The sequence below is a fragment of the Cellulomonas telluris genome (assembly GCF_004886325.1).
GTDB classification, from domain to species: domain Bacteria; phylum Actinomycetota; class Actinomycetes; order Actinomycetales; family Cellulomonadaceae; genus Cellulomonas; species Cellulomonas telluris.
The window spans coordinates 18583-41974 of record NZ_QXFN01000005.1; the positions used below are offsets into that span (position 1 = coordinate 18583).

The 23392-nt window shown below is 75.9% G+C and carries 20 protein-coding genes and 1 pseudogene; 6 read left to right on the forward strand and 15 right to left on the reverse strand.

All coding sequences use genetic code 11. The features are described 5' to 3' along the window. Positions 1–253: 253 nt before the first annotated feature. The 8 genes from FB586_RS15710 to infC all read right to left on the reverse strand — a co-directional run bounded on the left by FB586_RS15710 (position 254) and on the right by infC (position 12713). Positions 254–4924, reverse strand: a complete 4671-nt coding sequence (locus tag FB586_RS15710) for an ExeM/NucH family extracellular endonuclease (RefSeq protein WP_136520766.1) — start codon at positions 4922–4924, stop codon at positions 254–256. A gap of 344 nt (positions 4925–5268) precedes the next feature. Further along, positions 5269–7848: a phenylalanine--tRNA ligase subunit beta gene (pheT, locus tag FB586_RS15715; protein ID WP_136520302.1), complete on the reverse strand. Its 2580-nt coding sequence runs from the start codon at positions 7846–7848 to the stop codon at positions 5269–5271. Between the two features lies 1 nt (position 7849). Next, positions 7850–8920: a phenylalanine--tRNA ligase subunit alpha gene (gene pheS / locus FB586_RS15720; RefSeq protein WP_136520303.1), complete on the reverse strand. Its 1071-nt coding sequence runs from the start codon at positions 8918–8920 to the stop codon at positions 7850–7852. Positions 8921–9249: 329 nt separating this feature from the next. Further along, positions 9250–9888: an RNA 2',3'-cyclic phosphodiesterase gene (thpR, locus tag FB586_RS15725; protein ID WP_136520304.1), complete on the reverse strand. Its 639-nt coding sequence runs from the start codon at positions 9886–9888 to the stop codon at positions 9250–9252. Between the two features lie 45 nt (positions 9889–9933). Further along, positions 9934–10752 (reverse strand): TrmH family RNA methyltransferase, encoded by an 819-nt coding sequence (locus FB586_RS15730; RefSeq protein ID WP_136520767.1) that lies wholly within the window; start codon positions 10750–10752, stop codon positions 9934–9936. Between the two features lie 127 nt (positions 10753–10879). Further along, entirely contained in the window at positions 10880–11263 is a 384-nt protein-coding gene (gene rplT, locus FB586_RS15735) for a 50S ribosomal protein L20 (protein WP_136520305.1), read from the reverse strand. Positions 11264–11329: 66 nt separating this feature from the next. Next, positions 11330–11524 carry a 50S ribosomal protein L35 gene (gene rpmI, locus FB586_RS15740; protein WP_046528208.1) on the reverse strand — a complete coding sequence of 65 codons (195 nt, stop codon included), beginning with the start codon at positions 11522–11524 and terminating at the stop codon, positions 11330–11332. Between the two features lie 82 nt (positions 11525–11606). Then, positions 11607–12713 (reverse strand): translation initiation factor IF-3, encoded by a 1107-nt coding sequence (infC, locus tag FB586_RS15745; RefSeq protein ID WP_136520306.1) that lies wholly within the window; start codon positions 12711–12713, stop codon positions 11607–11609. Between the two features lie 351 nt (positions 12714–13064). Between infC and FB586_RS15750 the strand changes: the two genes are divergently transcribed. The 3 genes from FB586_RS15750 (at position 13065) to FB586_RS19835 (ending at position 15628) form a co-directional block, all read left to right on the forward strand. Continuing rightward, entirely contained in the window at positions 13065–13478 is a 414-nt protein-coding gene (locus FB586_RS15750) for a Fur family transcriptional regulator (protein WP_136520307.1), read from the forward strand. A gap of 85 nt (positions 13479–13563) precedes the next feature. Continuing rightward, on the forward strand, positions 13564–15069 hold the full coding sequence (locus FB586_RS15755) for a catalase (protein WP_136520308.1): 1506 nt from the start codon (positions 13564–13566) through the stop codon (positions 15067–15069). Between the two features lie 190 nt (positions 15070–15259). Beyond that, positions 15260–15628, forward strand: a complete 369-nt coding sequence (locus FB586_RS19835) for a DUF1844 domain-containing protein (RefSeq protein ID WP_136520309.1) — start codon at positions 15260–15262, stop codon at positions 15626–15628. A gap of 102 nt (positions 15629–15730) precedes the next feature. Here FB586_RS19835 and FB586_RS15765 read toward each other — a convergent pair. Beyond that, positions 15731–16774, reverse strand: a pseudogene (locus tag FB586_RS15765) (MFS transporter); the annotation flags it as partial. A 210-nt stretch (positions 16775–16984) separates the two neighbouring features. On the opposite strand from FB586_RS15765, the gene FB586_RS15770 reads away from it, so the two are divergent. From FB586_RS15770 to FB586_RS15780, 3 genes are read left to right on the forward strand one after another with little or no spacing between them, the layout of a single operon-like run. After that, on the forward strand, positions 16985–17644 hold the full coding sequence (locus tag FB586_RS15770) for a hypothetical protein (RefSeq protein WP_136520310.1): 660 nt from the start codon (positions 16985–16987) through the stop codon (positions 17642–17644). Beyond that, on the forward strand, positions 17641–18393 hold the full coding sequence (locus FB586_RS15775; protein WP_246036831.1) for a S1C family serine protease: 753 nt from the start codon (positions 17641–17643) through the stop codon (positions 18391–18393). The genes FB586_RS15770 and FB586_RS15775 overlap by 4 nt, the downstream gene beginning before the upstream one ends. A gap of 49 nt (positions 18394–18442) precedes the next feature. Further along, positions 18443–18814, forward strand: a complete 372-nt coding sequence (locus tag FB586_RS15780; RefSeq protein ID WP_136520311.1) for a spore germination protein GerW family protein — start codon at positions 18443–18445, stop codon at positions 18812–18814. Between the two features lie 31 nt (positions 18815–18845). Here the strand turns inward: FB586_RS15780 and FB586_RS15785 are convergent, their stop codons facing one another. From FB586_RS15785 to FB586_RS15810, 6 genes are all read right to left on the reverse strand, one after another. Then, positions 18846–19577 (reverse strand): SseB family protein, encoded by a 732-nt coding sequence (locus FB586_RS15785; RefSeq protein ID WP_136520312.1) that lies wholly within the window; start codon positions 19575–19577, stop codon positions 18846–18848. Further along, the gene (gene priA / locus FB586_RS15790) at positions 19574–20320 is read right to left on the reverse strand and encodes a bifunctional 1-(5-phosphoribosyl)-5-((5-phosphoribosylamino)methylideneamino)imidazole-4-carboxamide isomerase/phosphoribosylanthranilate isomerase PriA (RefSeq protein WP_136520313.1); all 747 of its coding nucleotides are present in this window, start codon (positions 20318–20320) and stop codon (positions 19574–19576) included. The genes FB586_RS15785 and priA overlap by 4 nt, the downstream gene beginning before the upstream one ends. A gap of 67 nt (positions 20321–20387) precedes the next feature. Continuing rightward, on the reverse strand, positions 20388–21041 hold the full coding sequence (hisH, locus tag FB586_RS15795; protein WP_136520314.1) for an imidazole glycerol phosphate synthase subunit HisH: 654 nt from the start codon (positions 21039–21041) through the stop codon (positions 20388–20390). 56 nt (positions 21042–21097) lie between these two features. Continuing rightward, the gene (locus tag FB586_RS15800) at positions 21098–21595 is read right to left on the reverse strand and encodes a hypothetical protein (protein WP_136520315.1); all 498 of its coding nucleotides are present in this window, start codon (positions 21593–21595) and stop codon (positions 21098–21100) included. Next, a complete protein-coding gene (gene hisB, locus FB586_RS15805) occupies positions 21592–22218 on the reverse strand; it encodes an imidazoleglycerol-phosphate dehydratase HisB (RefSeq protein ID WP_136520316.1) in 627 nt (208 codons plus the stop codon). The genes FB586_RS15800 and hisB overlap by 4 nt, the downstream gene beginning before the upstream one ends. Next, positions 22215–23336 carry a histidinol-phosphate transaminase gene (locus FB586_RS15810; protein ID WP_136520317.1) on the reverse strand — a complete coding sequence of 374 codons (1122 nt, stop codon included), beginning with the start codon at positions 23334–23336 and terminating at the stop codon, positions 22215–22217. Before FB586_RS15810 ends, hisB begins: the two co-directional genes overlap by 4 nt. Positions 23337–23392: the final 56 nt, after the last annotated feature.

The following is a 23392-nucleotide window of genomic DNA, read 5'->3' on the forward strand; positions in this document are numbered from 1 at the left end:
GTGGCACCGCCGTCGTCGGCGGCGCTCGGTGCCGTCGGCGCGGCGGGTGGCGCGGCACCGCCCGGTGACCGCTCCACGGTGCGGCACCCGCCCGGTTCCTCACAAGAGGGTCGGTTCGTCCCGGCGTCTTCTCACCCGGTCCGCGGCGGCGGGGGGACGCCGGCCTGCACGCGGCCGGCACGCCGGAGGGGCGGACGCCGTGCGTCCGCCCCTCCGGGTCGAGCCGTCCTGCTACCGCCTCAGCGGCGCACGCTCACCGCCGGACGGTGACCACGCGGCTCGTGCTGCCCTCGACCGCGTCGGGGTCGCTCGGCACGAACACCGCGGTCAGGCGGTGCGTGCCGCGCCCGAGGTTCGGCACCAGACCGCCCGCGACGCCGAGCACGACCCGCGAGCGCGCCACGACGCGGTCGCCCTCGCGCAGCTCGACCGTGCCGGACGGCAGGCGCCGGTTCTCGAGCGCCACGGTGGACGCCCAGACCGACGGCAGCCACGAGACCGGCGAGCCGATCACCGTGAGCGTCGTGCGGCTCGCGACGGCCGGCGCGGGCGCCGCCTCGACCGTGAGCGGCACCGTCACCGTCGTGCCGCTCGGCTGCGCCACGAGCGTGAGCGTCCGGGCTCCCGGCTCGGTGCCGGCGGGCACCGTGACGGTCACCGTGCCGGACGCGTCGGGGCCCGTGCCGCGCGTGAGCGTGGCCGTGCCGAGCGCCACGTCGTCGATGCGCACCTCGAGCGAGGTGTTGTCCGGCGCGCCGAGGCTCGTGAGGTTGAGCCCCGTCACGGGGAACGTCAGCTCGGCACCGGCCTGCACCGGGGCGAGCGCCGGCACGCCGACCGCCCGCTCGCGGAAGTCCGGCGAGAGGCCGGGGTTGGCCTGCAGGTAGGCGATCCACGCGTCGCGGTCCACGAGACCGGAGTCCGCGGTGTCCTGGCCCTCGGCGAAGACGCGGAAGTTGTCGCCGCCCTGCGCGAGGAACGAGAACGTGCCGATGCGGTACTCGGCCTCCGGGTCGAGCGGCGCGCCGTCGACCGTCACCGAGGTGATGCGCTCGCCGTGGGGACGCGACGCGTCGTAGGTGTACGACACGTTGTCCGACAGGCCGAGCTGCAGGTACGGCCGGCTCGGGACGTTGCCGTCCTCGTCCGTCTGCCACTGCTGCTCGAGCATCGTCCTCACCTGGGCGCCCGTGAGCGTGGTCGTCCAGAGGTTGTTGACGAACGGCAGCACCGCGTTGGCCTCGGCGTACGTGATCGTGCCGTCCGGGGCGTGGAAGAGCTCGTTGCGCAGGCCGCCCGGGTTCACGACGCCGATCTGGGCGCCGCCCCGCTCGGGGGCGTCGAGCGTGTCGAGCAGCGCGTCGGCCACGAGGTTGCCGAGCGTGGACTCGCGGCTGCGGTCGTCGCGGCCGGTGCTCGGCAGCGGGCCGGGGCCGACGTACCGGCCGTCCACGTACGAGCCCCCGGCGTAGGCGGTCGTGATGTCCGCCGTCACCGACCCGACCGGCTGGTTGCCGACCTCGGCCGCGTGCGCGAGCGCCGCGTCGACGACCCGCTGCACCTCGGCCACGCGGGGGTAGGCCGCGACGAGCTCCGCGTCGGCCGTCGTCGTGCGCGCGACGTTCTCCGCGCTGGAGGCCGTCACCTCGCCCGACTCGCGGTCGTACGTCAGGACGACCTTGCCGAGGAACTCGCCGTAGGAGCCCGTCTGCAGGACCGGGCGCGTGCCGTCCTCGCCCGGGACGGGCGCCTGCCACGCGTACTGCTTGTGCGTGTGGCCGGTGAAGATGGCGTCCACCGCGGCGGACGTCCCCGTGACGATCTCGGCGAAGGCGCCGCCGGCGGCGACCTCCTCCTCGAGCGTCGACCCGTCCGGGGTGCCGGCCCCGGCACCCTCGTGGTACTCGGCGACCAGCACGTCGGCCTCGCCGTTCGACTCGTCACCGTCGGTCAGCTGCGCCGCGACGCGGTTGACGGCCTCGACCGGGTCGCCGAACTCGAGGGACGCCACGCCGCCCGGGCTGACGAGCGTCGGCGTCTCCTGCGTGACGGCGCCGATGACGCCGACCGTGACGCCGGCCATGTCGAGCAGCGCGTACTCGTCGAGCGCCGGGGTGGTGGTGCCCGCCTCGTAGACGTTCGCGCCGAGGTAGGGGAACTCGGCGTTCTCGCCGCCCGCGATCACGCGGTCGACCAGGTCGTCGTACCCGCCGTCGAACTCGTGGTTGCCCACGGCCGACGCCGCGAGGTCGAGCGCGTTCAGGACGTCGATCGTCGGCTGGTCGCGCTGCACCGACGACGCGAACAGCGACGCGCCGATGTTGTCGCCCGCGGACAGGAACGCCGCCGCGCCACCCGCGGCCTCCGCCGCGGCACGCTGCTGCTCGACCGTCCCCGCGACCTTCACGGTGTTGGCGTCGATGCGCCCGTGGAAGTCGTTGAGGTTGAGGAACGTCAGGTCGACGGGCCCCGTGTTGTCGGTGCCGGCGGTCAGCCCGACGACCACCGGGTCGTGGTCCGACGACCGGTACGGCCCGGGGTCGTGGTACGTCGTGGCGTGGTAGCCGTAGCGGCTGTACTCGAGCGCGATGGACTCGCCCGCGTTGATCTCCCAGACGTCCGCGCCCGTCGCACGGGCCGCGGCGGCCTCGTTGAGCAGGACGTGGTCGAGCGAGCCGGACAGGCCCTGGAACGAGTAGCTCCACTGCCCCGGCGCCAGCGTGCTGACGGCGTCGACGTAGCCCGCGTCGTAGAGGACGTGCAGCGGGTCCTCCTGCGTGTACGCGTTGAAGTCGCCGACCAGCGCGACCGCCTCGGCGTCACCCTGCACGGTCGGCACCCAGTCGCGCAGCGCCGTGGCCTGGCGCACGCGCGACTCGTTGGACGCGCCCTGCCCGTCGCCCGCGTCGCGGTCGCCCGGCCACGGACCCGCGGAGCCCTTCGACTTGAAGTGGTTCACCACGACGAGCACCGGCTCACCGCCGCCCAGGGGCGTGAACGCCTGCGCGATCGGCTCGCGGGCGTTCTGGAACGCCTCGCCGGCGTCGCTCTGGTCGCCCAGCGCGCGGGCCTCCCCCGTCCGCTCGACCGCCGCGGGCTGGTAGATGAGCGCGTTCGTGATGACGTCCTGGCCGGACGGGTCCGGCAGCTCGTCGGACGACGGCACGAACGCCCAGCGCTCCTCGCCGGCGGCCGCGTTGAGCGCCTCGACCAGCGTGGCGAGCGCCTCGTCCGCCACGCCGTCGACGCGCGCCGAGTTCTCGATCTCGAGCAGGCCGACGACGTCCGCGTCCAGGCCGTTGATCGCCGCGACGATCTTCTCCTGCTGGCGCGCCAGGTCGTCCGGGTCCCACGCCCCGCGCGGGTCGCAGCCCTCGTCGACCGTGACGGGCTCGCCGCCGGGCGTGGTGTACGCCTGGCAGGACGGCGTCTGCGCGCCCAGCGTCGTGAAGTAGTTGAGCACGTTGAACGACGCGACGGACACGTCCCCGCCGACGGCGTCGGGCGCCGCCGGACGGTCGTCCTCGAACGTCGCCGGCGGCGTGCCGTCGCCCGTCAGCGGCGCCGTCGGGTTGAGCTTCCACGCGTTGTTCCGGTAGTCGACGACGACCGGCTCGACGAACTGCACGGCCGCACCGACGCGCACCGGGTTCTGCGTGGACACGTACGGCGGCGTCAGCTCGTCGCCGTTGCTGCCGAGGAAGTTCGTCGTGGCACCGTCGTCGAGCGTCACGCGCCGCGCGGCGTTGTCGGCCGCGACCGCGGCGGCCTCCGGCGAGCCGGGCGCCGCGACCTCGGTGGGCTGCAGGAGCGGGGTCGTCCCCGTCGCCAGGCCCACCTCGCCGTACTGGTTCGTGGTGTAGGTGTTGGAGACCGTGAGGTCGCCGGTGGGCAGGAAGAGCATCGACTCGAGCGCCTCGCGCGTCGCGTCGTCGCGCGGCCAGGCGCCCGTGACGGGCTCGGGTGCCGGCGCGGCGTCGAGCACGGTGACGTCCCCGGCGGCGCCGACGGTGAGCTGCGTCAGCCCGTTGAACTCGGCGACCTCCCCCGTGACGCGCAGGTGCTGACCGACCTCCACCGCCCCGACGGTCGCCTGGGAGTACACGAAGATCGCGTCCGACGCGGTCCGGTCGTCGGCCGCACCGCCGCCGGTGCCCGGCGTCTGCAGGACGTACCCGCGGAACCCGCCGGTCGGGTAGGCGGCCGTGACGACGCCCGTGGTCGTCACCCGGCTGCCGACGAGCGGCGAGGCAGGGCCGGTGCCCTGGATCTCCGCGATCGTGCGCTCGGCCGGGGCCGACGGCGTGGGCGTCGGCGTCGGCGTCGGCGTCGGCGTCGGGACCGCGCCGGACGCCGTCGGCGTCGGTGCGCCGACCGTGAAGTCGGCGGCGTTGTCGGCCGTGTTCGTGCCCGCGGCGTCGCGCGACGCCGACGTGGCGTTCGACGTGCCCGGCGCGGGCGCGGAGCCCGCGAACGACGACGCGTTCGCGCCGTACCCCACGAGGTCGACGACGGCGGGGACGTCCGCGCACCCGCCGGCGCACGTGAGCGCCTGCGCGGAGGACGTCAGCGCGACCTTCCCGGCCGTGCCGCCCATCGCGGTCGTCCCGACGACGTCGGGGGTGATGTCGACGCTGCCGCCGCTGCCGTGCGCCTGCCCGACCAGCAGGTGCCCACCCGCGGGCACGCTCGCACCGGTCAGCGGCGTGACCTGCCAGGTGGAGCCCGTGGCGGACGCGTACTGCACCGCCCACCCCGACACGTCGACGGGCGCGTCGCCCGGGTTGTAGAGCTCGACGAAGTCCTGCCTCAGGGTGGCGCCACTGTTGCCGCCGCCCCCGTAGACCTCCGAGATGACCACCGGGGCGTCCGGTGAGACGGCGGCCTGGGCCGCCCCTGCCGTGACGACGCCACCGGTGAGCATGAGCCCGAGCGCGGTCAGCGCCCCGGTGGTCGTCCGTCCTCGTGCGTGCACGCGAGTCTCCTTCGTCGGGGCACTGGGTGCTGCGGGTCGTGCATGGGTGGTGCGGGGCGGCGGCGACGCCGCTGCGGGGGTGCTGCGCGACGCTGCGCAGCGAAACGGCCGCTCGTGGCGGCCGGGTCCACCCTGCGTGGTTGGTCCGGTCCGCCGCAACTACCCGACAGTAACCATTCGGTGAACTCGTCCCATGGGTCCGGTTCCCGGGCCCGCACCGAACCCGGACGCACGACGGCGGCGGCCGGGGATGGTCCCCGGCCGCCGCCGTCGTCGCGCGCGGTCGCCCGCCGTCAGGCGCGCAGGTGCGCCCCCACGCGGGCGTGCGCCTCCGCGACGACCGCCTCGCGCACCGCCGCCGTCTCGTCCGCCGTGAGCGTCCGGTCCGCCGCCCGCAGGCGCAGCGCAAACGCGAGCGACTTGCGTCCCTCGCCCACCTGGTCGCCGGTGTAGACGTCGAACAGGTGCACGTCCTCGAGCACGTCGCCGGCCGGGCTCTGCGCCGCCCCGGCGCGCACCGCCGCGAGCACGTCCGCCGCCGGCACCGATGCGTCCACGACGAGCGCGACGTCCTCCTTGGCGACGGGGAACGTCGACACCGGCCGGGCCTCCACGGGCTCCGCCGGCGCCGCCGCGAGGACCGCGTCGAGGTCGAGCTCGAACGCGACCGTGCGCGCGGGCAGGTCGAGCGCCGCGACGACGTGCGGGTGCAGCTCACCCGCGTGCCCGACCACCGCGCCCGAGGGCGTGCTCAGCCGCGCGCACCGGCCCGGGTGGAACGGCGCCCGCGCCGTGTCGGCCGAGGCGACGAGCTCGACGCCCACGACCTCACCGACGCGCCGCGCGAGCGCGATCGCGTCCGTGTGGTCGGCCCGCCGGCCGCCGCCCCACCACCCGGCGGGCTCGACGTGCCCCGCGATCGCCGCGGCGACGTGCCGCGGCTGCGGCGGGACGGCCGCGTCGATGGCGGCGAGGTCCTCGTCCGAGGGACGCACCCCGCCGGGCAGACGCGGCGCGACGCCCGCACCGGCCTCCGGCAGGGTCACGAGACCCACCTCGAACACGCCGAGGTCGCCCGTGCCGCGGCTCACGTTCCGCCGGGCCGTGTCGAGCAGCGTGACGAGCAGGTCGGTGCGCATGAGCGGCTCGGAGTCCGCCAGCGGGTTGACGAGCCGCACGGCGCGTCGCCGCGGGTCGTCCTCGGGCAGGCCCAGCGCGTCGACCTGGGCCTGGCCGACGAACGGGTAGCTCAGCACCTCGACGAGCCCGGCCGCGGCGAGCGCGTCGGCGACGGCGCGGCGCGCGCGCTGGCGGGGCGTGAGCCCTCGCCCCGCGGGCGCCGGCGGGACGACGGACGGGATCGCGTCGTAGCCGCGCAGACGGGCGACCTCCTCGACCAGGTCGACCCCGGTCTGCAGGTCCGGCCGCCACGTCGGCACGTGCACGGTCCACGCCGCGCCGTCGGCGTCGACCTCGCAGCCGATCGCGGTCAGCGTCTCGCGCACCTCGTCGGCCGTGTAGGGCACGCCGACGAGCCGTGCGGGCTGCGTCGGGTCGAACGCGACGGGCGCCGGCGGCGTGGTCGTGTCGACGACCGTCAGCGCCTCGTCGACCGTGCCGCCGCCGTGCTCGACGAGCAGGGCCGCGGCCCGCGCGACCGCCACGCGCGCGAGCCGCGGGTCCACGCCGCGCTCGAACCGCTTGGACGCCTCGGACGACAGCCGGTGCCGCCGCGACGAGCGCGCCACCGAGACCGAGTCGAAGTGCGCGGCCTCGAGCAGCAGGTCGGTTGTCCCCGGGCCGACCTCGGTCTCGGCGCCGCCCATGACGCCGGCGATACCGAGCACCCGTGCCCCGCGGCCACCCGCGGAGTCGGTGACCAGGAGGTCCTCGGGGTCGAGCGCCCGGTCGACGCCGTCGAGGGTCGTCAGGCGCTCGCCCGGCTGCGCACGTCGCACGACGACGGGCGCCGCGAGGGTGGCGAGGTCGTAGGCGTGCATCGGCTGCCCGAGGTCGAGCATCACGTAGTTCGTGACGTCGACCGCGAGGCTGATCGGCCGCATGCCGGCCTTCGTCAGGCGCTGCTGCATCCACGCCGGCGACGGGCCGTCCGCGGCGACGCCCCGCACGACCTGCGCGACGAACCGGTCCGCGCCCGGCACGCCGTGCACGGGCCGCTCGTCGTCCACCTCGACCGCGAAGCCGGCGGGCCGGTCGGCGAGGTCCGCCTCGGTCGGCAGGCCCGGGTCGGTGAAGGTCGCACCCGTCGAGTGCCCGTACTCGCGGGCGACGCCCCGCATGGAGAAGCAGTAGCCGCGGTCCGGCGTCACGTTGATCTCGAGGACCTCCTCGCCCAGCCCGAGCAGGGCGAGCGCGTCGGTGCCCGGCGCCGTGACGTCCGGGCCGTAGCCCAGGCGCTCGAGCACGATGATGCCCTCGTGGTCCTCGCCCAGCCCCAGCTCGCGGGCGGAGCAGATCATGCCGTCGGACACGTGCCCGTAGGTCTTGCGCGCCGAGATCGGGAACGGCCCGGGCAGCACCGCACCCGGCAGCGCGACGACGACGCGGTCCCCCGCGGCGAAGTTGTGCGCACCGCACACGATGCCCCGCGGCACCGTCGGCTCCCCCGCGTCGTCGAGGTCGTTGTGCGCGCCGACGTCGACGTGGCACCAGTTGATCGTCTTGCCGTTCCTCTGCGGCTCGGGCGTCAGGTCGACGACCTGCCCCACGACGACGGGCCCCGTGACGCCCGACGTGTGGACCGCCTCCTCCTCGAGCCCGACGCGGACGAGGTCCGCGGCGAGCTGCTCGGCCGTGAGACCGGCGGGCAGCGCGACGTGCTCGGCGAGCCACCCCAGCGGGATGCGCGGCATCTCAGACCACCGCCCGGAACTGCGTGGAGAAGCGGACGTCGCCCTCGACCATGTCGCGCATGTCCGCGATGCCGTGGCGCAGCATCAGCGTGCGCTCGATGCCCATGCCGAACGCGAAGCCGGAGTACCGCTCCGGGTCGACGCCGCACGCGCGCAGCACGTTCGGGTTGACCATCCCGCACCCTCCCCACTCGATCCAGCCGGGCCCGCCCTTCTTCTGGGGGAACCACAGGTCCATCTCCGCGCTCGGCTCCGTGAACGGGAAGAACGACGGGCGCAGGCGCGTGCGGGCGTCCGGGCCGAACATCGCCCGCGCGAAGTGGTCGAGCGTGCCCTTGAGGTGGGCCATCGTCAGGCCCTCGTCGATCGCGAGGCCCTCGACCTGGTGGAACACCGGGGTGTGCGTCGCGTCGAGCGCGTCGGTGCGGAACACCTTGCCGGGGCACGCGATGTACACCGGCACCCCCCGCTCGAGCAGCGTGCGCGCCTGCACGGGCGAGGTGTGCGTGCGCAGCACCAGGCCCGAGGCGTCCGCGGGCACGTCCGGGTCCTGCGGCGCGACGAAGAACGTGTCCTGCATCTGCCGCGCGGGGTGGTCGACGCCGAAGTTCAGCGCGTCGAAGTTGAACCACTCCGCCTCGAGCTCGGGGCCCTCCGCGATCTCCCAGCCCATGGCGACGAAGACGTCCGCGATGCGCTCCGACAGCGTGGTGAGCGGGTGGCGGGCGCCGGACGGGTGCCGGTCGACGGGCAGCGTGACGTCGACGGCCTCCTCGACGAGGACGCGGGCGTCGCGCTCCGCCTCCAGCTCGACGGTGCGGGCAGCGATCGCCGCGTTGAGCCGGCCGCGGGCCTGGCCCACGAGCTTGCCGGCCGCGGCCTTGTCCTGGCCCGGCAGGCCGCCGATGGCCCGGTTCGCGCGCGCGAGTGCGCTGTGCTCCCCGGTGTGCGCGAGCCGCGCCGCCTTGAGGGCGTCGAGGTCGGCGGCGGCCGCGACGTCGGCGAGCGCGGCGTCGACCGCCGCGGCCACGCCGTCGGCGTCGAGCGGGGACAGGGGTGTGTCGTCGGTCATCAGGACCTTCCAGGACGGTTCCGGGCGGTCGCCGCCCGCGCGGGGCGGGGGCGGCCGGCGGTCGCCTGCGCCGCAGGGCACGGGTCGACCGGTCGGGCAGTCTAGTGGCGCCCGTCCCGGGGCCGGGGGCGGCGTCCGCGCCTGCGCGCGTCGTCCGGCACCCTCGTCGCGGCTCAGCCGCTCGGCAGCTCGGCGGCGCGCCCGGGGACGGGCCACGGAAATCGACGGCCGCCCAGGGCGGTCGGACGCTCGTCGGCGCGTGCGGGGGCTGCGGGCACGAGGTCCATGCTGCACGCCCGCCCACCGGCGCGCACGTCCTTTCCCCGCGGTCACCCGCGCAGCGCGTACTCCCCCACCGTCCGGTACAGCGGCCCTCCGCCGCGCCCCTCGCCCGGGCGCGACTCGACGAGCGTGAGCGACCCCACCCACCAGGGCGGACCGTCGTAGACGGCCAGCGCCTGCGCGAGGGCGTCCACGGGGTCCGGCTCGCCGCTACCTCCCGGACGGCCTCCCGGGCCCCGGCCCCCGTGCGGCGATCCCCGGCGTCGCGGCGGCCGGGACCCGGGGCGCGCCCGCCCGATGGTCAGGTGCGGGCGGTTGCGCGGCCGGTCGTCGGGCCGGGCACCGAGCGCGTCGCCCACCGCGCGTGCGCCCGCGCACAGCCGCACCATCGCGTCGACGTCACCGCCGACGCCCACCCACAGGGTGCGGTGGGAGAAGACCCCCGCCCCGCGCAGCGCGAGCTCGAACGGCGACGCCGCCGCCGCGAGGGCGTCCAGGTCGGCCGCCAGGTCGTCGGCCAGCGCGTCGGGCACCGAGCCGTAGAACGCCGCCGTGAGGTGCCAGGCGTCCCGGGCCGTCCACCGCACCGGCTCCTCCGGACCCCCGCGCGGGCGGACGGCGGCGAGGGCGAGGTCGAGGTGGTCGAGGACGTCGGCCGGGGGCCAGACCGCGGCGAACAGTCGCATGGCGCCAGCCTGCCAGGTGCTGCGGACCCGGTCGCCGCGACGCCGTCAGCGCCGCTGGGCCCGTGCCGACGCGAACAGGCACACCGCTGCGGCGGTCGCGAGGTTGAGCGACTCCGCGCGGCCGCGGATCGGCACGCGCACGACCGCGTCGGCGAGCGCCCGGTCCGCCTCGCTCATGCCCCACGCCTCGTTGCCGAACACCCAGGCGGTCGGTGCCGCCAGGTCCGGCACGCCCGCCGGGGCGCGGCCGGCGACGTCGAGCAGGTCGTCCAGGTCGTGCTCGCCCCGCCCGTCCGCGGCCAGCACGGCGAGCCCGGCGGCACGCAGGTCCGCGACGACGTCGACGAGCTCGCCGCCCGTCGCGACGGGCAGGTGGAACAGCGACCCGGCGGTGGACCGCACCACCTTCGGGTTGTGCAGGTCGACGCTCGCGCCGGTGAGCACCACGGCGTCGGCGCCGGCGGCGTCCGCCGCACGCACCACCGTCCCGGCGTTCCCCGGGTCGCGGACCTGCGACAGCACGGCGACCAGCCGCGGCCCCCGGGCGAGCACCTCGGCGCGGTCCGGCTGCGCGGCGTCGACGACCGCGAGGAGCTGCTGCGCGTCGGGGCTCATCGCGTCGAGGACCTCGGCGCTGCCGGCGCGGACGCGGATGCCCGCGGCCTCGGCGGCCGCCACCACGTCCGCGTACCGCTCGCCGGCGTCGGGACCGGCGTAGAGCTCGCGGACGCGGCCGGGCGTCTCCGCGACGACCTCGCGCACGGACTGCGGGCCCTCGACGAGGAACGTCCCCGTGCGCCGCCGCACCGACCGCTGGGCGAGGGACCGCACGTGCTTGACCCGGTCGGCCCGGGGGTTGGTCATGATCTCGTCGCGCACCCGGCCATTCTCCCGTCCGCACGGGCGTCCGGGCGCACACGGCCGGCCCCGTGAACGCAGACCGCCCCCGCCGTCACGAGGACGACGGGGGCGGTGCGAGCGGTGCGTCGGCTCAGGCGGCGGCCGGAGCGTTGACGTCCTCGGGGAGGGCGTCCTTGGCGACCTGCACGAGCGCGGCGAACGCCGCGGCGTCGTTGACGGCCAGGTCGGCGAGCACGCGACGGTCCACCTCGACACCCGCGGCCTTGAGGCCCTGGATGAGGCGGTTGTAGGTCAGGCCGTTCTCGCGCGACGCCGCGTTGATGCGCTGGATCCACAGCTTGCGGAAGTCGCCCTTGCGCGCCTTGCGGTCGCGGTAGGCGTAGACGAGGGAGTGGGTGACCTGCTCCTTCGCCTTGCGGTACAGGCGCGACCGCTGACCGCGGTAGCCGCTGGCCTTCTCGAGGGTCGAGCGGCGCTTCTTCTGGGCGTTGACCGCCCGCTTCACGCGTGCCACGTGATGCTCCTTGCTTCGGGTCCGGGGCCCGTCGCTCCCCGCGGCGCCTCGTGGGCGCCGCTGGGGTCAGCGACCGAGCAGCTTCTTGATCTTCGGGGTGTCGGCGGGCGAGACGACGACGTCACCGGCGATGCGGCGGGTGCGACGGCTCGACTTGTGCTCCAGCAGGTGGCGGCCGCCGGCCTGCTCGCGCATGACCTTGCCGGTGCCGGTGACCCGGAACCGCTTCTTGGCACCGGAGTGCGTCTTGTTCTTCGGCATGGCTGCCGTCTCTCCTTGTCGTTCGCATCGCACGGTCGTGCGACTCGGGGTCGTGCAGGCCGTCCTGGCGGACGTGCCCGGGTCAGCTGGCGTCGTCGCCCGACGCGCCGCCGCGCGGACCGGGCCGCGGGGCGGGCTTCGGCGCCGCGCCGGGACGCGGTGCCGGACGGGCGGCCGACGGGGTCGGCGCCTGCGCACGGGGCGCGGCCGGACGCGGTGCCGCGGGCCGGGGGGCCGGCGGTCGCGGGGTCTGCGGACGCGGGGCGGCGGCCGCGGGACGCGCCGGGGCGGCGGCAGGAGCCGCGGCCGGACGCGCGGGCGCGGCGGCCGGGCGGGCGGGAGCCGCAGCGGCACGCGACGGGGCGGGACGCTCGGCGGGCGCCGGCGCGGGCGGCTCCGCCGGGGCCTGGGCCGTCTCGGCCGGAGCCGTGCGCGCCGGGGCCGGGGCTGCCGGTGCTGCGGGCGCCGGGGCTGTCGGTGCTGCGGGCGCCGGTGCGGCGGCTGCCGGTGCGGGCGCGGCGGTCTCCGGGGCGTCGGCAGCCTCGTCGGTCATCTGCTCCGGCTGCTCGTCGCGCTGCTGCGCGGCGGCGCGCCGCTGCTCCTTCTGCTGGTCCGCCTTCTTCTTGGTCGGCCCCAGCACCATGATCATGTTGCGGCCGTCCTGCTTCGGCATGCTCTCGATGAAGCCGAGCTCGGCGACGTCGGCGGCGAGCCGCTGCAGCAGGCGCACGCCCATCTCCGGGCGCGACTGCTCGCGACCGCGGAACATGATCATGACCTTGACCTTGTCGCCGGCCTTGAGGAACCGCTCGACGTGGCCCTTCTTCGTGCCGTAGTCGTGCGGGTCGATCTTGAGCCGGAAGCGGATCTCCTTGAGGACGGTGTTGGCCTGGTTCCGCCGGGCCTCACGCGCCTTCATGTCGGCCTCGTACTTGAACTTGCCGAAGTCCATGATCTTGCACACGGGCGGACGTGCCGTGGGCGCGACCTCGACCAGGTCGAGGTCCGCGTCCTGGGCCAGACGCAGCGCGTCCTCCAGGCGCACGATGCCGACCTGCTCGCCGTTGGGTCCGACGAGTCGGACCTCGGCGACGCGGATCCGATCGTTGATGCGGGGCTCGCTGATGTGGTGCTCCTCGGGTTCGTCGTGGTGGACCCCAGGAACGAGGAAGGCCCCCGCCCTGGGCACAGGCGGAGGCCACGTCCGGACGGTGGTACGCACGGCGACCACCGATCAGGCCGACGGATCTGCCCGTCGACCTGAGGACTGGACCCGGCCCCTGTCGTCGGCTCGGCCGAACGGTCGGGACCCAGGTGGGAAGGACTCCACTTGTGCACCCGCTCCGTCGCCCGCCTCCGACTCCGGCACGGACTCCCCGTGAGGGGCGGCCGTGCGGCGGGACGAGGGCGCGCGACAGCGCGGATCAGTCACCGACCACTGTACCACCACCGCTCGCGCGGCCGAAGGGGGCCAGGGCACGGTCGCGACACCGGCGCGCCGATACTTGAACCATTCCAGAAAACATGCTGGAGTGGCGCCATGCCCGACACCGACCTGCTGCGCGAGCGGGGCCTGCGCGTCACCGCGCCCCGCCTCGCGGTCCTCGACGCGCTGAGCGGCCGCGGCCACCTCGACGCGGACGAGGTGCTGGGGCACGTGCGGGCCACGCTGCCCTCGGTGTCGGTGCAGGCCGTGTACGACGTCCTGCACGCCCTCACCGGCGCCGGCCTGCTGCGGCGGATCGAGCCCGCCGGCCACCCCGCGCGCTACGAGCGCCGCGTCGGCGACAACCACCACCACGTCGTGTGCCGCGGCTGCGGCGCCGTCGACGACGTGGACTGCGTCGTCGGGCACGCCCCGTGCCTCGTGCCGAGCTCCACGTCCGGCTTCGCCGTCGAGAGCGCCGAGGTCACGTTCTGGGGCCTGTGCCCCACCTGCCGGCAGGCCGGCTGACGCCCCTGCCGCCCCTGACCCCCGCCGCCGCGCGCGGCGGGTCGCTGCACCCCGGGCCGCGCCCGGGCCGAGGAGAGGAACCCGCTTGTCCCACGTGCCCCCCACCACCACGAACTCGGGCGCCCCGGTCGCCTCGGACGCCCACGCCCTGAGCGTCGGCGCCGACGGCCCGATCGTCCTGCACGACCACTACCTCGTCGAGAAGCTCGCGCAGTTCAACCGCGAGCGCGTCCCCGAGCGCGTGGTGCACGCCAAGGGCGGCGGCGCGTTCGGCACGTTCACGGTGACCAACGACGTGTCGGCCTACACGCGTGCCGCCGTGTTCCAGCCGGGCGCCGCGACCGAGATGCTCGCGCGCTTCTCCTCCGTGGCGGGCGAGAACGGCTCCCCCGACACGTGGCGCGACCCCCGCGGGTTCGCGCTGAAGTTCTACACCTCCGAGGGCAACTACGACCTCGTCGGCAACAACACCCCGGTGTTCTTCCTGCGCGACGGCATCAAGTTCCCCGACTTCATCCGCTCGCAGAAGCGCCTGCCGGGCTCCAACCTGCGCGACAACGACATGCAGTGGGACTTCTGGACCCTCTCGCCGGAGTCGGCGCACCAGGTCACGTGGCTCATGGGCGACCGCGGCCTGCCGCGGTCGTGGCGCACGATGGACGGCTTCGGCTCGCACACCTACCAGTGGGTCAACGCCGCCGGCGAGCGCTTCTGGGTCAAGTACCACTTCAAGACGCAGCAGGGCATCGACAACCTCACGGCCGACGAGGCCGCGCAGCTGGCCGGCTCCGACGCGGACCACCACATCCGGGACCTGTACGAGCACATCCAGGACGGCGAGTTCCCGCGCTGGACGATGAGCGTCCAGGTCATGCCGTACGAGGACGCGAAGACGTACCGCTTCAACCCGTTCGACCTCACCAAGGTGTGGCCGCACGCGGACTACCCGCTGATCGAGGTCGGCGTGATGGAGCTCAACCGCAACCCGGAGAACTACTTCGCGCAGATCGAGCAGGCGACGTTCGCGCCCAGCAACTTCGTCCCGGGCATCGGCCCGAGCCCGGACAAGATGCTGCTCGCGCGGATCTTCTCCTACGCGGACGCGCACCGGTACCGGGTCGGCACGAACCACGCGCAGCTGCCGGTGAACGCGCCGAAGTCCGAGGTGCACTCGTACTCGAAGGACGGCCAGGGCCGCTACACGTTCCCGTCGGCCGACCGTCCGGTCTACGCGCCGAACTCGTTCGGCGGCCCGGCGGCCGACCCGGCGCGTGCCGGTGAGACGGGCGGCTGGGAGTCGGACGGCGAGATGGTGCGCGCCGCCGCCACCCTGCACCCGCAGGACGACGACTGGGGCCAGGCGGGCACGCTCTACCGCGAGGTCTTCGACGACGCGGCGCGCGCCCGCTTCCTCGAGACGATCACCGGGCACGTCGGCGCCGTGAAGAACGACGACATCCGCGCCCGAGCCGTGCAGTACTGGACGAACGTGGACGCGGGCCTCGGCGCCGCCCTGCGCGAGTCCCTCGCTGCGGTCGGTGCGCCGGTCGAGACCGGCGAGCCCGGCACCGTGAGCGTGCCCGTCGCCTGACGGGCACCGCGGACGTGCCGGTCGCCCCTCGACCGGCACCACCGGCGCCGACGGCCCCCGCGTCGGCGCCGGTCAGCCGGCCGGCCCCCCACGGCCACCACGACGGCCCCGTCCCGCCCCCTCGCGCGGGACGGGGCCGTCGTGCCTCGGCGCGACGGCCGGGGCCCGCCGCGGTGAGAGGATCGGGAGCATGAGCGAGCCCACCGAGCAGGACCAGCGCACCGCCGAGGCCGTGCGCGACATCGCGGACGTGGCGGCGGTCGAGGTCATCACGACCGCCGCGGTGCACCTCATGAGCGCCGCGGCCGTCAAGTGCGGGCTCGCCGAGGACGGTCCGGACGGACCGGGGTCAGCGCACCGGGACCTCGACGAGGCCCGCAAGCTCATCACCGCCCTCGCCGCCCTCGTCACCGCGTCCGCCCCGGACATCGGCAACCAGCACGCCCGCTCCCTGCGCGACGGGCTGCGGTCCCTCCAGCTGGCCTTCCGCGAGGCCTCGCCCTTCCCCGACGCCCCCGGCGAGGGGCCCGGCGAGAAGTTCACCGGCCCCGTCTCCTGACGGCACGGGCGCGGCGGCCGCCGCCCCCGGCTCCCCCGGTCCCCCGGCGGCACCCGGTGCGTCCGCCGACGCCCGGCGTCGGCGGACGAGGGCGGTCACCGCGAGGCCCACGAGCGCGACCCCGCCGCCGACCGTGGCGGCCGTGAGGAAACCGGCGCCGGCACCCGCGCGGTCGATCGTCCAGCCGCACAGCGGCGCCCCGAGGGCGTTGCCGACGGTCTGCATCGTGCCGCTCCACCCCATGACCTCGCCGCGACGGTGCTCGGGCACGAGGCGCACGAGCGTGGCGTTGATCGACGCCAGCGCGGGCGCGCACGGCAGGCCCGCCACGAACACGGCCACCGCGAGCGCGACCGGGCCGGGCACGAACGCGGCGGGGACCGTCGCGAGCCCGAGGAGCGCGACGAGCAGGAGCGGCGACGGCTGACGCGCGCTCGTGCCGTGCAGCAGGCCGCCGACGACCGAGCCGCCCGCCCACAGCGCGACCATCCAGCCGACGTCCGCCGCGCGTCCGGTGTCGTTGAGCGCCGCGACGAGCGACACGTCCGTGCCGACGAGCACGAACGCGGCCGCGACGGCGGCGAGCAGGACGACGACGAGCTGCGGCGTCAGCACCCGCGCCGCGCCGCCGGCCGGCGGCTGCGCCGTCCCGGGTGCGCTGCGGGTGGGCGGGTCGGCCCACAGCAGGAGCACCCCGGCACCCACCGTCGCGACGCCGACGACCGTGAGGGCGAGGACGGTCGAACCCTGCACGGCCAGCAGCGTGCCGACCACCGGGCCGAGCATGAACGTCAGCTCGGTGAACACCGAGTCGAGGGCGTACGCGGCCTTCTGCTGCGCGGGCGGGACGAGGACGGCGAGCGACTGCCGCACGACCGAGAACACCGGCACGAGGAACACCCCGCCGACGAACACGACGGCGACGAGCGGGGTGAACGACAGGTGCGGGGCGGCGAGCCACACCGCCGACTCCACGAGCACCGAGGGCAGCAGCGCCCGGCGCAGGCCCAGCCGGTCGACCAGCCGGCCGCGCCACGGTGCGCCGACCGCGACGCCGACGGTCATGGACGCCGCGACGACGCCGGCGCGCGCGTAGCCCTCGTCCAGGGCCGTGACGACGTGGAGGGTGAGCACGACCCCGCTCATGGCGTGGGGGACGCGCGCGACGAGGGCGACGAGGAACAGGCGCAGCACGCCGGGCAGGCGCAGGACGTCGGAGTAGGAGGACCGCACGGACGTCGATGGTCACACGGCCGCGAGGGTCGGGCGGCATCGTTTTCCTCGCGTTGACCCGCACCTGGGTGAGGCGCGGGTCGCACGCCGGGGCGAGGGTCCCCCGCCGCCTATCCTGGCGCGATGACCGGCCCGATCGGACCCGCCCCCTCCTTCGGCCCCCAGCAGGGCCCCGCCGCGCCGACGTCCCCCGTGCCCGCGGCCGCGGGGTGGGCCCCCGGTGCCGCCGGTCCCACCGCTGCACCGCCGGAGCCGGCGCGGAGCCCGGGGCGTCCGCGGCGGGCGGTCGTCCTCCTCACGCTGGCGCTCGTGGGCGTCCTGGTCGCCGCGGGGCTGGTGGGAGCGCGGCTGTGGACGACGACGCAGCAGTGGGAGCGCACCGCCGCCGACTGGGAGGCGCTCGCGCGCTCGCACGGCGACCAGCTCGCCCAGACGCAGGCGGAGCTGGAGGCGACCACGGGCGACCTGCAGGCGACGCGGGAGCAGCTCGCCACGGCGCAGACCCGCATCACGGAGCTCGCCGACGAGAAGGCGCAGCTCGGGGACACCACGGCCGCGCAGCAGCAGCTCGCCGACTACCAGGCCCGCGTCTCTCAGGCGGCCGGCAACGTCGCGACCGCCCTCGCGAACTGCGTGGACGGTCAGGAGACGCTCATCGGCTACCTCGAGGACGCGTCCCGGTGGGACGCGGCGGACCTCGCGCGGTTCCGCGCGGAGGTCGAGCGGGTCTGCGGAGCGGCCACCGAGGCGAACGCCGCGCTGCAGCGGGAGCTCACGCGGTGAGCGCGACCGGCCACCGGGCACGTCACGGGCGCGGCCTCGTGACGGTGCTCCTCGCGTCGGCCGCGGTCGGCGGCTGCGCCCTGCTGCCCGCACCGCCGGCACCGGTGCCGACGAGCGTGGTGCCGAGCAGCGTGCCGGCGCCGACCGCGACGGCCGACGCCACGCAGCTCTCGCCCGACGGCTTCGACGCCGCGCAGCGGATGGCCGTGCGCATCCGCAACATCGGCTGCGGCGCCCTGTCCACCGGCTCCGGCTTCGCCCTCGACGAGCACACCCTCGTGACGAACCGGCACGTCGTGGCGGACTCGGCGCAGCTCGAGCTGAGCACGTACGACGGGCGCGACGTGGGCGCGGAGGCCGCGAGCACCGCCGCGCTGGCCGACCTCGCGGTCGTCCGGACCGTGGACCCGCTGCCGGCCGCCCCGGTGCTGGCCGAGGCCGACCCCGCCGTCGGCGACCCCGTGACCGTCGTCGGCTACCCGCTCGGACGGCAGCTGACCGTGACGGACGGCCGCGTGGTCGGCACCGTCACCGACCCGTTGCACGAGAACCTCGGCGAGGTGCTCGTGACGGACGCCCCGGTCGAGCCGGGGTCGTCGGGGAGCGCGGCTCTCGACGCGTCCGGTCGCGTCATCGGCGTCGTCTACGCGAAGAACTCCGACGGGCTCAGCTTCGTCGTGCCGGTGAGCACGCTGCGCACGCTCCTGTCCGACACCGCCGCCTTCGCCCCCGCGCCCTCCTGCGGCTGACGTCGTCCCCCGCTCCCGCACTCCATCACCGCACCGCACGAGGAGAGCCATGACCGACCGCGCCTTCGACCTCGCCGCCCTCACGCGGGCGGCCTCCGAGACGTTCACCGTCCGCCGGGTGTTCGGCGAGACCTACGAGCACGACGGCGTGCTGGTCGTCCCCGTCGCCCGGGCGGCGGGCACCGTGGGTGGAGGCGGGGGCGGCGGCACGTCCTCCGACCCCGCGCAGGGATCCGGCGACGGCGGCGGAGGCGGGTGGGCGACGCACGTGCGACCGCTGGGCGTGTTCGTCGTCGACCGGGACGGAGCGCGGTGGTCGCCCGCGGTCGACGTCGACCGGGCGATCCGCGGCGGTCAGGTCCTGGCCGCCGTCGTCGGGACGGCGTGGGCCCTCGCGTGGGCGGTGCGGCGCCGCCGCTGAGCCTCCCTGCGCCTCGCGCGGGCGACGCCGCTCAGGTCGCGGCGCGCAGCCGCAGCTCGAGCGAGTCGACCCGTGCGGCGACGGTCGGGTCCCCGGCGAGCGCGGCGTTCACCTGCGCGAGCACCCGGTCGAGACCGGCGCGGTCGAGCCCGGGCAGCAGGCCGAGCTGCACCGCGACCTCGGCGCGCGTACCCGGCACGGCGTCGACGCTGCGCACGAGCCGGACCCCGGCGAGGGCGGCGGCCACCGCGTCGCGGACCTCGGGGTCGACGGCCCCGCCGACGACGGCAGGGCGCCACGTCTCACCACGCGCGAGCGACTCGACGGCCGTGCGGGGCAGCACCACGGGGACCGGCCCGGCGGGGTCGACGACGAGGACCTCCCACCCCTCCGCGACGGCGGACAACGCGGCGCGCGGCACGTCGCTCGGCACGGGACGGGCGTCGGTGCGCCACCGCCGCATGCTCTCCACGCCGGTGAAGACGGGTAGCGCCGTGCGCCCGTCGGGCGTGCGCAGGGCGACCACGCCGGCGGACGCCTCCTTGTCGACGGTGTGCGCGTGCCCGTCGTGCTCGACGACGTCGGCGACCTCGAGCTCGGCGAGGACCGGCACGAGGACGCGCGTGGGGGCGAGTGCCGCGACGACCGCGGCGACGTCGGCCTCGCCGGCCGCGTGCCGGGCGAGCACCGCGGCGAGGGCCGGGTCGGCCGTGCCGTCGTCGCCGGCGAACGGCGACGACGGCGGCAGGGCGCGGCCCGTCACGGCCGCCCGGCGACGTCGAGCGCCTGCGGCAGCGTGAACGCGCCCGCGTACAGCGCCTTGCCCACGATCGCACCCTCGACGCCGACCGGGACGAGCGTGCGCAGGGCCTCGAGGTCCGCGAGGCTCGACACCCCGCCGGACGCGACGACCGGTGCCGAGGTCCGCGCGCAGACCTCGCGCAGCAGGTCGAGGTTCGGGCCGCGCAGCGTGCCGTCCTTCGTCACGTCGGTGACCACGTAGCGCGAGCAGCCGGCCTCGTCGAGACGCGCCAGCACGTCCCAGAGGTCCCCGCCCTCCTGGGTCCAGCCGCGCGCGGCGAGCGTCGTGCCGCGCACGTCGAGACCGACCGCGACCTGCTCGCGGTGCGAGGCGATGACCTTCGCGGTCCACTCGGGGTCCTCGAGGGCCGCGGTGCCGAGGTTCACGCGCGTCGCGCCCGTCGACAGCGCGCGCTCGAGCGAGGCGTCGTCGCGGATGCCGCCGGAGAGCTCGACCTTCACACCGCGCGCCGCCAGCTCGCGCGTGACGTCGGCGAGAAGCGGGGCGTTCGAGCCGCGCCCGAACGCCGCGTCGAGGTCGACGAGGTGGATCCACTCCGCGCCGCCCTCGTACCAGTCGAGCGCCGCCGTGAGCGGGTCGCCGTAGGAGGTCTCCGAGCCCGCCGCCCCCTGGACGAGTCGGACGGCCTGGCCGTCGGCGACGTCGACGGCGGGCAGGAGCTCGAGCCGGGGCGTGTCGGTCATGGGTCCTCTTCGTGGCCGTGCGCGCGCCACGGCTCGGCGCGCGCGGGGGATGGGGCCGGCGCGCCGCTCAGCGCAGCGAGCCGACCCAGTTCGACAGCAGCTGGGCGCCGGCGTCGCCGGACTTCTCGGGGTGGAACTGCGTCGCCGCGAGCGGCCCGTTCTCCACGGCGGCCACGAACCGGCCGCCGTGCTCGGACCAGGTCACGAGCGGCGCCGCCATCGGGTTCTCCCCGGGCGCGGGCGTCTGCGACAGGGGGAACGAGCGCGCGGCGTACGAGTGCACGAAGTAGAACCGCTCGTCCTGCAGCCCGTCGAACAGCACGGTGCCCTCGGGTGCGTCGACCGTGGACCACCCCATGTGCGGGACGACCTCCGCCTCGAGGCGGTCGACGACGCCGGGCCACTCCCCCAGACCCTCGGCGTGCACGCCGTGCTCCACGCCCTCGGAGAACATGACCTGCATGCCGACGCAGATGCCGAGGACCGGACGGCCGCCGGCGAGCCGCCGGTCGACGACCTGGTCGCCGCCGACGCCGCGCAGCCCGTCCATCACCGCCGCGAACGCGCCGACACCCGGCACGACGAGGCCGTCCGCCTCGAGCGCGACGTGCTTGTCCCCGGTCAGCTCGACCTCGGCGCCGACGCGCTGCAGGGCGCGCACGGCGGAGCGCACGTTGCCGAAGCCGTAGTCGAGGACGACGACGCGGGGGGACGAAGGCACCCCCCGAGTCTACCCGCGCGGGCCGCCGCACCCGGCGGCCCGTCCGCCGGCGGACGTCAGCGCCGGTGCTGCGCGAGCAGGCGCATCGCCTTCATCCGCGACAGCCCCACCGACGTCACCACGCCCTCGACCTCGCCCACCGGCACGTCGCCGAGGAGCAGGTCCTCGAGCACGGCCGGGGCACCGGACAGCACGAGCCCCGCGGGCAGGTCCTTGTCGCGCGCGCCGCCGACCCACTGCCCGGCGTCGATCCGGCCCTCGCGCTTCTCGAGCAGGACGACGGGCACCTGCCGGAGCATCTGCGAGACCGCTGCGGCCGCGCGCGCACCGTCGGTCGCCGTGCGGGGCACCGCGATCGCGCCGACGGTCGAGGGCACGGCGTCGACGTCGAGCTTCGCCAGCGCGCACGCGGCGGCGAGCGCCTCCGCCGTCGCGACCTGCGTCACCAGGACGGCGAGCGTCGGCGCCGCGGGCGTCGTCAGCGACGACAGGTCGTCCGGCACCTCGAACGACACGTCGTCGTCCGGTGCGCCCTCCGGACGGTCCGTGCTCACAGCGCGCCCTTCGTCGACGGCACGCCCTCGACCCGCGGGTCCAGCGCGACGGCGGCGCGCAGCGCGCGCGCGAGGGCCTTGAACTGCGCCTCGACGATGTGGTGCGGGTCGCGCCCGGCCAGCACGCGCACGTGCACCGTGAACGCCGCGTGGTGCGCGATGGACTCGAGCACGTGGGCGGTCAGCGAGCCGGTGAAGTGCCCGCCGATGAGGTGGTACTCCTGCCCGGGGGGTTCACCGGTGTGCACGAGGTACGGGCGCCCGGACACGTCCACGACGGCGTGCGCGAGCGCCTCGTCCAGCGGCACCGTGGCGTCGCCGTACCGCGCGATGCCGCGCTTGTCCCCGAGCGCCTGGCGCAGGGCCTGCCCGAGCACGATCGCGGTGTCCTCGACGGTGTGGTGCACGTCGATGTGAGTGTCGCCCGTGGCGCGCACCGTGAGGTCGATGAGCGAGTGCTTGCCCAGCGCCGTGAGCATGTGGTCGTAGAACGGCACGCTCGTGTCGACGTCGGTGCGCCCCGTGCCGTCGAGGTCCACCTCGACGACGACGGTCGACTCGCTCGTCGCCCGCTCGACGCGGGCCGTGCGCCGGGCCACCGGCGCGTCCTGCTGCGGGCTCATCGTCCCGTCACCTCCACCAGGGCGTCGCGGAACGCCGCCGTCTCCGCCGGGGTGCCGACCGACACCCGCAGCCATCCCTCCGGGCCGGTGACGCGCACGAGCACGCCCCGGTCGAGCAGACCCTGCCAGACCGCCCGGCGGTCGTCGAACGTGCCGAAGAGCACGAAGTTCGCGTCGGAGTCGCACGCGACGAACCCGCGGGCGCGCAGCCACGCGACGAGGCCGTCGCGCTCCTCGCGCAGGGAGCCGACCTGCGCCATCAGCTCGGGCGCGTGCGCGAGGGCGGCGCGCGCGACGGCCTGCGTCACGGCGGACAGGTGGTACGGCAGGCGCACGACCCGCAGGCAGTCGACGAGGCGCGAGCTCGCGGCGAGGTACCCGACGCGCGCGCCCGCGAGCCCGAACGCCTTGGACATCGTGCGGCTGACCGCCAGGTGCGGGTGGTCGGCGAGCAGCTCGAGCGCCGACGCGGTGCCGGTGCGGCGGAACTCGCCGTACGCCTCGTCCACGACGACGACGCAGCCGCCGGGCACCTGCGCCGCGGCGTCGAGGACGACCCGGACCGTGGACGCCGGCAGGGCCGTGCCCGTCGGGTTGTTCGGGCTCGCGAGCAGCACGACGCTGGGCGCGTGCTCGGCGATGACGTCGCGCGCGTGCCCGGGGTCGATCGCGAAGTCCTCAGCGCGCCGCCCGACGACCCACGCGGTCGAGGTGTCGCGCGCGTACTCCGGGTACATCGAGTAGGTCGGCGCGAAGGACAGGGCCGTGCGCCCGGGGCCGCCGAACGCCTGCAGGACGTGCAGCATGATCTCGTTCGACCCGTTGGCCGCCCACACCTGCGCCGGGTCCAGGCGCACGCCCGACTCGGTCGCCAGGTAGTCGGCCAGGTCGGTGCGCAGCGCGAGGAAGTCGCGGTCGGGGTAGCGGTTCAGCCCGCGCGCCGCCTCGGCCACGGCCGCGGCCACGTCGGCGACGACCTGCTCCGAGGGCGCGTACGGGTTCTCGTTGACGTTGAGCAGGACCGGCACGTCGAGCTGCGGCGCGCCGTAGGGCTCGATGCCGGCGAGCTCGGGCCGCAGCGGCAGCACCGGGGCCGGGCGGTCGGGGGCGGAGGTCACGGTCCCCGAGTCTATTGACCTCGAGCGCGGGCCCCGTCCAGGGGTCCGCGCCGGCG